The 7,207-nt window shown below is 40.3% G+C and carries 7 protein-coding genes and 7 tRNA genes; 2 read left to right on the forward strand and 12 right to left on the reverse strand.

Annotation, left to right across the window (positions count from 1 at the left end; genetic code table 11):
* Positions 1-9: 9 nt before the first annotated feature.
* From BN3456_RS03165 to BN3456_RS03175, 3 genes are read right to left on the reverse strand one after another with little or no spacing between them, the layout of a single operon-like run.
* The gene (locus tag BN3456_RS03165) at positions 10-708 is read right to left on the reverse strand and encodes a tRNA1(Val) (adenine(37)-N6)-methyltransferase (protein WP_089982712.1); all 699 of its coding nucleotides are present in this window, start codon (positions 706-708) and stop codon (positions 10-12) included.
* Entirely contained in the window at positions 698-1,603 is a 906-nt protein-coding gene (locus tag BN3456_RS03170; protein ID WP_089982713.1) for a PSP1 domain-containing protein, read from the reverse strand. The genes BN3456_RS03165 and BN3456_RS03170 overlap by 11 nt, the downstream gene beginning before the upstream one ends.
* A 4-nt stretch (positions 1,604-1,607) precedes the next feature.
* Complete coding sequence (locus BN3456_RS03175; protein WP_089982714.1) at positions 1,608-2,603, reverse strand: DNA polymerase III subunit; 996 nt, start codon at positions 2,601-2,603, stop codon at positions 1,608-1,610.
* Between the two features lie 172 nt (positions 2,604-2,775).
* Between BN3456_RS03175 and BN3456_RS15810 the strand changes: the two genes are divergently transcribed.
* Entirely contained in the window at positions 2,776-2,931 is a 156-nt protein-coding gene (locus BN3456_RS15810; protein WP_176699084.1) for a hypothetical protein, read from the forward strand.
* Between the two features lie 34 nt (positions 2,932-2,965).
* Here BN3456_RS15810 and BN3456_RS03180 read toward each other — a convergent pair whose 3' ends face one another.
* Together BN3456_RS03180 and BN3456_RS03185 are read right to left on the reverse strand one after the other, a co-directional pair.
* A complete protein-coding gene (locus BN3456_RS03180; RefSeq protein WP_089982715.1) occupies positions 2,966-3,559 on the reverse strand; it encodes a guanylate kinase in 594 nt (197 codons plus the stop codon).
* Positions 3,552-4,997, reverse strand: coding sequence for an aminotransferase class I/II-fold pyridoxal phosphate-dependent enzyme (locus BN3456_RS03185; protein ID WP_347457739.1), 1,446 nt, complete (start codon positions 4,995-4,997; stop codon positions 3,552-3,554). Before BN3456_RS03185 ends, BN3456_RS03180 begins: the two co-directional genes overlap by 8 nt.
* A gap of 458 nt (positions 4,998-5,455) precedes the next feature.
* On the opposite strand from BN3456_RS03185, the gene BN3456_RS03190 reads away from it, so the two are divergent.
* The gene (locus tag BN3456_RS03190) at positions 5,456-6,343 is read left to right on the forward strand and encodes an SDR family oxidoreductase (RefSeq protein ID WP_347457741.1); all 888 of its coding nucleotides are present in this window, start codon (positions 5,456-5,458) and stop codon (positions 6,341-6,343) included.
* 79 nt (positions 6,344-6,422) lie between these two features.
* Here the strand turns inward: BN3456_RS03190 and BN3456_RS03195 are convergent.
* The 7 genes from BN3456_RS03195 to BN3456_RS03225 all read right to left on the reverse strand — a co-directional run bounded on the left by BN3456_RS03195 (position 6,423) and on the right by BN3456_RS03225 (position 7,066).
* Positions 6,423-6,495: transfer RNA gene (locus tag BN3456_RS03195), tRNA-Lys, on the reverse strand.
* A 32-nt stretch (positions 6,496-6,527) separates the two neighbouring features.
* Positions 6,528-6,600: transfer RNA gene (locus BN3456_RS03200), tRNA-Phe, on the reverse strand.
* Positions 6,601-6,624: 24 nt separating this feature from the next.
* Positions 6,625-6,698: transfer RNA gene (locus BN3456_RS03205), tRNA-Met, on the reverse strand.
* 31 nt (positions 6,699-6,729) lie between these two features.
* Positions 6,730-6,802: transfer RNA gene (locus tag BN3456_RS03210), tRNA-Thr, on the reverse strand.
* Positions 6,803-6,818: 16 nt separating this feature from the next.
* Positions 6,819-6,900: transfer RNA gene (locus tag BN3456_RS03215), tRNA-Tyr, on the reverse strand.
* 14 nt (positions 6,901-6,914) lie between these two features.
* Positions 6,915-6,987: transfer RNA gene (locus BN3456_RS03220), tRNA-Val, on the reverse strand.
* 5 nt (positions 6,988-6,992) lie between these two features.
* Positions 6,993-7,066: transfer RNA gene (locus tag BN3456_RS03225), tRNA-Asp, on the reverse strand.
* Between the last annotated feature and the right edge of the window lie 141 nt (positions 7,067-7,207).

Consider the following 7,207-nt stretch of genomic DNA (forward strand, 5'->3'; position numbering starts at 1 on the left):
TCCTCCTTATTAATCATTATACATGATAATTGGTGGTTCTATCTTCACCCGCGATTTTCCACCTTTTATTCCCTCTATTAAAACCATAGAGGGTTCTTTATCTACATACGGGTGAATGAATTGCAGGCGCTTCGGTTCTATCTTATAACTGTTCATTTTTATCAGGATTTCTGCAAGCCGGAAGGGTTTATGTATCATATAAAACCTTCCCTTGCTTTCCTGTAGAAGCTTACCACTCTCACGTAATATATCATCCAGTGTGCACATTACCTCATGCCGGGCAATGGTTTTCGCATCCTGAAAATTTTGCAGTCCATGCTGTTCCAGCATATATGGAGGGTTTGTTACAATTACATCAAAAAAGGCAGGCTTAAAAATGCTTGCAGCCTCTTTGATATCTCCTGTTACTATATCAATTCTGTCCTGAAGTCTGTTATGTTCTACGCTTCTGACTGCCATCTCCGCACTTTCTTTTTGAATTTCCAGTCCAGTAAAATGTTTTCCAAAAGTCTTTGCAGCAAGCAAAATAGGCAGAATCCCGGTTCCAGTTCCCAGATCCAGAACAGTTTCTTTCTTTTTTATCCTTACAAAATCAGAAAGCAGTACTGCATCTACGCCAAAACAAAATCTTTCCGGATTCTGAATAATCTCATAGCCCTTCAATTGAAGGTTATCCAACCGCTCTCCGGGTTTTAATTTAGTTATCATCTAATTTTGAGGTTCCTCCGCCTTTTTCCAGTTCAGAAAGCTTTTTCATCTCTTCTTTAGACACCCTTGTCTTTTTACGCCTTGGACGGAACTTTAAATCCTCTGCTTTATATTCCCGTATTTCCTTTTCATCGTTCTCCAGAGTTACAACTACCTTTACCAGCTTACGCAACACACTTAAGGACTGTACTGTCCCTGTAAGTCCTTCTGTTGTCTTTACAGTATCCCCCACTGACGGCAGCTGACTGTTCAGTTCTTCGTATGTTTCTTCCTCATTGGTCAGGCAGCACATCAGACGGCCGCAGACTCCTGATATCTTAGTTGGATTCAAAGACAAATTCTGCTCCTTTGCCATCTTGATAGACACTGCAGAAAATTCAGAGAGATATGTGTTGCAGCAAAGAGGCCTCCCGCATATCCCGATTCCGCCGCGTATTTTTGTTTCATCACGGACACCAATTTGACGCAGTTCAATTCTGGTGCGAAACACAGCGGCCAGATCCTTTACCAGTTCTCTGAAATCTATTCTTCCGTCTGCAGTAAAATAAAATAATACTTTATTGTTGTCAAATGTATATTCCGCATCAATCAGCTTCATTTCCAAGCCATGTTTTTGAATCTTCTCAAGACATATCTTGAATGCTTCTTTTTCTTTCTTCCGGTTCTTTTCTTCTACCCGGACATCCTGCTCTGTCGCAAGTCTTATCACCGGCTTCAGGGGCTGTACAACCTCTTCTTCCCGAACTTCTCTTGGGCCGCTTACAACATGTCCGAATTCGACGCCCCTGGCTGTCTCTACAATTACGTTATTTCCCTGTACGATGTCAAATTTCCCCGGTGCAAAAAAATATATCTTTCCGGCCGTACGGAATCTCACACCTATAACCATAGTCATTCTATTAATTCTCCTTTATCGTCAATAAAAGTAACTCCATTGTCAGTTCATAGTTCACATTAGCTTTGAGGCGGGACTTTGCCTTCTCAAGAGCATCTAAGATAATTTCAATTCCCTCATAAGAGCTCTTGCTCGCCCTGTCTTTGATATATTTTAACTGATCAGAAAAAACAACTCTGTCCACATTCATTGTAGCTTTATAAATCAAAACATCCCGAAACCAGATAGCCAGTACATCCAGATAATCTGAAATCTCCAGCTTATAAGTGGAGCACCTCTTTACTGCCTCCAGAAGGTTACTTAATTCCATATCATTTATTTCCCGCAATAAATGAACTGCCTCTTCCTTGATCTCATTAAAATGCTCGGAAGACGCAAGCATGATTGCCTTTCCCATGTTTCCCTGGGCAAAAGCCACACAGACATCCGCTTTATAATCCGGTATCTGCATCTGCTCCATCAAGTATTTCTTTATAAGCTGATCTTTGATATTGCGCAGCTTCAGCATCACACATCTGGACCTGATGGTAGGAAGGAGTGTCTCCGCATTCTCTGTTAGCAGCATAATCACCGCATATTCCGGAGGCTCTTCTATAGTCTTAAGTATCGCATTCTGTGCCTGCACCGTCATCATATCTGCATCGGCAATAATATATATCTTATATTTGCTGCTGTATGGCTTAATAGCTATATCGCCATTTACCTGTTCCCTGATATCATCAATACTAATTGTATTTGGTTTTTCATGAATTACCTTGATAATATCAGGCTGATTAGAGTTCATGGCCTGTTTACAGGACTTACACTTACCGCAGGCATCACCGTCTTCTTCTCGGTTCTCGCACTGCAGACTCATAGCAAATAAATTGGCTAGCAGCTTCTTTCCTGAACCTTTCTCTCCGTTCAGTATATAAGCATGTGAGACCTTATCCAACGTCACTGCATTTTCAATATATTGTATGATGTCATTGTGTCCGACTACATCCTTAAAACTGCTCATAAGATCACCTGCTGCCTCTCTGATTCCTGCTGTAATTAAAGTTTCTTGATTATTGTACTACAGGTAGCTTACCAAGTTGTAAACTACTCATTAAGTATATCATAAATATTTATGAAGATACAGTTATAAATAATTTTAGCCAAACATGGGCATCCTATACCGAGGTGATTTTATGGCATCCTACGTTGCTCCCGAAATTCGGGAAAAATTTGAATCTTTACCAATCAACTTAAAAAACTGTATTCTCGAGAAAAATGTTCAGCTTAAGAACATTTATGATTTGATACATGTACTTGAGGATATAGTCGCAGAAGGAGAGGCAGGGTAACCTGCTTTTCTTTCTGTTATTTATAAGGAAACTTTTAGGCTTCTGTCAATTGCTCTTTTAAGTAGATACACACATCCTCCAGGCATTCCTCCATTATATAATTTTTAAATCGTCTTTTAATTCCTGCTTCATCCAGATTTTTATCTGAGAAGTCCGCCTGATCAGCAAGAAACCGTCTGCACATTTCGGAATATTTAGGTTCATTTTGTCTTTGCTCTCTTTGCAGCGCTCTTTTAAGGCGGAGACCATCCTCCACTTCGATATAAACAGGAATGAGTCTGTCCTGTGCAAAATAGCGGCACATTGCTGCATAGGATTTTAGTGTTCCTATTACAATATAATTATGCCTGCTCAGATCTATTTGACCATCGTCTGCCGTAAAGTATTTCCACACGCCATATTTTGTATTATAAGCTCTTACTTCAATGACAATCCCTTTATGTTCCATTTCCTCCAGGCATTGTTCATCCACAAAATAATATTCAATTCCGTTTATTTCACCCTCCCGGGCCGGCCTCGTAGTGTATGGTGTAATCTTCTTAAGGTCAGGCATCCTTTCTCTAAGTTTTTTAAATATAGTATCTTTCCCGGAGGAACTTTTTCCCATAATGTAACAAATCTTACCCATCAGTCAAAACCCCGATTCTCCCTTTCTTTTCCGGTCCTTCTATCGAAAATCCCAAAATTTCATATTTACTTATAAGTTCAACAGCTTCCCGTGAAATTTCTTCCCCCGGTACAACCAATGGTATTCCCGGCGGATACAAATAAGCATATTCCGCAGAAATATATCCTTCTGCATTCTGCCACTGCAGGCTTACTACTTCATTGCCCGAATTTTTGTTTAATAACTCATCCACTTCCGCGCTTATATATTTTTTTCTTAGCTTAGGAAGAGAAAAATTTAACCTGCTTATTATTTTTTTATCTGTGTGCGTAGCAGTCCCCGTTCCTAGTCTGTTATCTAACAGGGAATCTATTTCCAACAGTGCATTTGTCAATCTGTTCATTCCCTTGCTGGAATCCCCCACAGAGGTCATTGCAACCACATAGGAGCCCGCTGCCATCTCCAACTGAAGATGATATTGGTTCAATAACTTTTCATACAACTCATGACCATTCATAGCAGTTCCTTTAACAGAGATAACTAGCTTAGATTTATCATACATTTTCGTTTCGATTAAACTTAAATGTTTCATTTCTCTTAGCCTGTCACGCATTTTATTAAGCATAACCGTATATTCGTCAAAAAATTCTCTGCCCCTTTTAGAAAGCAGATCTATACATGCATCCATACTTGCCATAAGCACATAAGAAGGACTGCTTGTCTGCAGCATATGTAAATATCTTTTTATTTTCTTTCTATCTGCCAGTTCTCCGTTCATATGTATCAAAGCTGTCTGTGTCAATGAAGGAAGCGTTTTATGAAGACTATGAATTACCACATCTGCCCCACATACATTTGAGTTTTCTGGAAAATATGGATGAAATCCCAAATGTGCGCCGTGGGCCTCGTCCACAATAAGCGGTATATCTCTCCTGTGTACTACATCAGTAATTGCTTTCACATCGGATAAAACTCCATCATAGGTGGGAGACGTAATAACGACTGCACGAACATTCTGATTCTGACTAAGGAGTTTATCTATGTCAGATGCCTCCACGGGTCCATTTAAGTCCCCTTCCTCATAAAACCTTGGATAAACATACACGGGATCCAAACTATTCATAAATATAGCATGATACACAGACTTATGGCAGTTTCTGGAAATCAAAATCTTATCACCCTGCACTGTGGATCCCATAATGGCGCTTAAAATACCTACAGTGCTCCCGTTCACCAGATATGAAGTCTCCTGAGCATGATAAAGTAAAGCTGCTCTGTTCTGAGCTTCTTTAATAATACCTTCCGGATGATGGAGATTGTCAAAACCATCAATTTCTGTAATATCAATATTGTAGGGAAAATCACATCCCATCAGATTCTCATTTCGTTTGTGCCCAGGCATATGGAACCCATAATAATCTGTATTATTATAGTTTCTTAACTTTTCATATAAATTCATAATTTCAGCTCCTGCTTTTCCTGTCAACTATACCCTCAAATCTCACCATTCTATGATAGTGTGAAAAAATAGAAAGGTCAAGCTGAACCGATAATTTAAGAATAATGTAAAATGGTAATTAATATAATAGATTGAAAATGTAAATTCAAGAGGTATGTTATGTTAATGCTCAACTTACACGTAAAACTACTGCTCTGCAACTATTCGAACGAGACCGTGTGTGGTCAATACCTTAACTTTGTGTGGAAAATGCCACTTATCGGCCCGAGACCTCCATTCTATACCAATCCAAGATACAATCTAAATTATCCCCAAATTTAAAAAATAGCGAAAGGTTATATAAGGAAATTAAAATGAATAGAAAAGATTTTTCTTCAACATGCAATGATAATAATGATCAAATTATGGATAAATTATTGGATGAATTCCAAAACAATTTGATACTCCATCCCTATCCAATGTATCCAAACTATGGTACCATCACACGATATGAAGATATTCCTATCAGTGTCCCTGAACAACATCAATTTCGTCAGCCCGGACTTGAAGAGCTAATGGTACCACGCCCAATCGTAGAAAATCCAAATTACAAAGGTTCTGATAAACTTTTAGATAAAGTAGCCTTGATTACAGGAGGAGACAGCGGTATCGGTGCAGCAACAGCAATAGCCTTTGCAAAAGAGGGTGCTGATATAGCAATCTCCTACCTTGATGAAGAAAACGATGCAAGGAGAACCAAAAACCGTATAGAAGAACTGGGGCGCAACTGTATTTTACTGCCTGGAGATTTAAGAAAAAAGCAGCATTGTAATGCCATAGTAAATGATACTATGGAAGCCTTTGGACAGATAGATGTCCTATGTAATAACGCAGGTGTACAATTTCCGCAGCCGAGTCTTTTAGATATCAGTGACGAACAATTTGACGAAACATTTAAAACAAACTTTTATCCCCATTTTTATGTTACAAAAGCCGCACTTCCCTATATGTGTCCGGGTAGTTCCGTAATTGGTACAGCTTCCGTTGTAACTTATATGGGATCAGATCAGCTTATTGATTATACTTCTACCAAAGGAGCTATCGTTGGTTTTACAAGAGCTTTGGCCAGAAACCTGGGCAAACAGGGCATACGAGTCAATGCTGTAGCACCGGGTGAGATATGGACACCTTTGATTCCTTCAAGCTTTTCTGCCGATGTAACAGCTATACCTCAGGATAATATGCTGATGCGTATTGGCCAGCCATTCGAACTTGCACCTACATATGTATACCTGGCATCTGACGATTCCCGTTTTGTAACCGGCCAGGTGCTTCATGTTGACGGCGGACAGACAACTAATTCATAAACAGCTTCATTTTATAAAAGGGTATATAAAAAGGGAGAAACTCAACATATCTTGAATTTCTCCCTTTTTTATATACCCATGAGCGTGCGGGGATTCGAACCCCGGACAACTTGATTAAAAGTCAAGTGCTCTACCACCTGAGCTACACGCCCCTATTCAATTTTCTAATCTTCAGCGAAAAAAATGCCCAAAGCCGGAATCGAACCAGCGACACGAGGATTTTCAGTCCTCTGCTCTACCAACTGAGCTATCTGGGCATTAGACTTGTAATAAGTCTTGAATTGCGGGGGCAGGATTTGAACCTGCGACCTTCGGGTTATGAGCCCGACGAGCTTCCAGACTGCTCCACCCCGCGCTATTTAATTTATTTATCTCTTTCGAGACAAAGCCGATGATCGGACTCGAACCGATAACCTGCTGATTACAAATCAGCTGCTCTGCCAATTGAGCCACATCGGCACTAGCCTTACGGCAATGGATGGAGAAGGATTCGAACCTTCGAAGGCGTTGCCAACAGATTTACAGTCTGCCCCCTTTGGCCACTCGGGAACCCATCCATTTTTTTATTAAGTGGGACCTATAGGGCTCGAACCTATGACCCTCTGCTTGTAAGGCAGATGCTCTCCCAGCTGAGCTAAGATCCCACAAACGACCCAGAAGAGACTCGAACTCTCGACCTCCGCCGTGACAGGGCGGCGCTCTAACCAACTGAGCCACTGGGCCTTACATAAAATGTGCACCTTCAAAACTACATACAAAGAATCATCCTTATTATCTCCTATCACCTTGTCTGGTTATGCCCTCGACCTATTAGTAACAGTCAGCTCCATGCATTGCTGCACTTCCACCTCTGCCCTATCTACC

It is taken from the genome of Clostridium sp. C105KSO13, from assembly GCF_001517425.1.
Taxonomy (GTDB): Bacteria; Bacillota; Clostridia; order Lachnospirales; family Lachnospiraceae; genus Muricomes.

What these genes read in the sequence shown, in the direction of transcription:
- BN3456_RS03165 (WP_089982712.1), bottom strand. Translation starts at nt 708, where the DNA reads ATGATAACTAAATTAAAACCCGGAGAGCGGTTGGATAACCTTCAATTG.
- BN3456_RS03170 (WP_089982713.1), bottom strand. Translation starts at nt 1,603, where the DNA reads ATGACTATGGTTATAGGTGTGAGATTCCGTACGGCCGGAAAGATATAT.
- BN3456_RS03175 (WP_089982714.1), bottom strand. Translation starts at nt 2,603, where the DNA reads ATGAGCAGTTTTAAGGATGTAGTCGGACACAATGACATCATACAATAT.
- BN3456_RS15810 (WP_176699084.1), top strand. Translation starts at nt 2,776, where the DNA reads ATGGCATCCTACGTTGCTCCCGAAATTCGGGAAAAATTTGAATCTTTA.
- BN3456_RS03180 (WP_089982715.1), bottom strand. Translation starts at nt 3,559, where the DNA reads ATGGGTAAGATTTGTTACATTATGGGAAAAAGTTCCTCCGGGAAAGAT.
- BN3456_RS03185 (WP_347457739.1), bottom strand. Translation starts at nt 4,997, where the DNA reads ATGAATTTATATGAAAAGTTAAGAAACTATAATAATACAGATTATTAT.
- BN3456_RS03190 (WP_347457741.1), top strand. Translation starts at nt 5,456, where the DNA reads ATGTATCCAAACTATGGTACCATCACACGATATGAAGATATTCCTATC.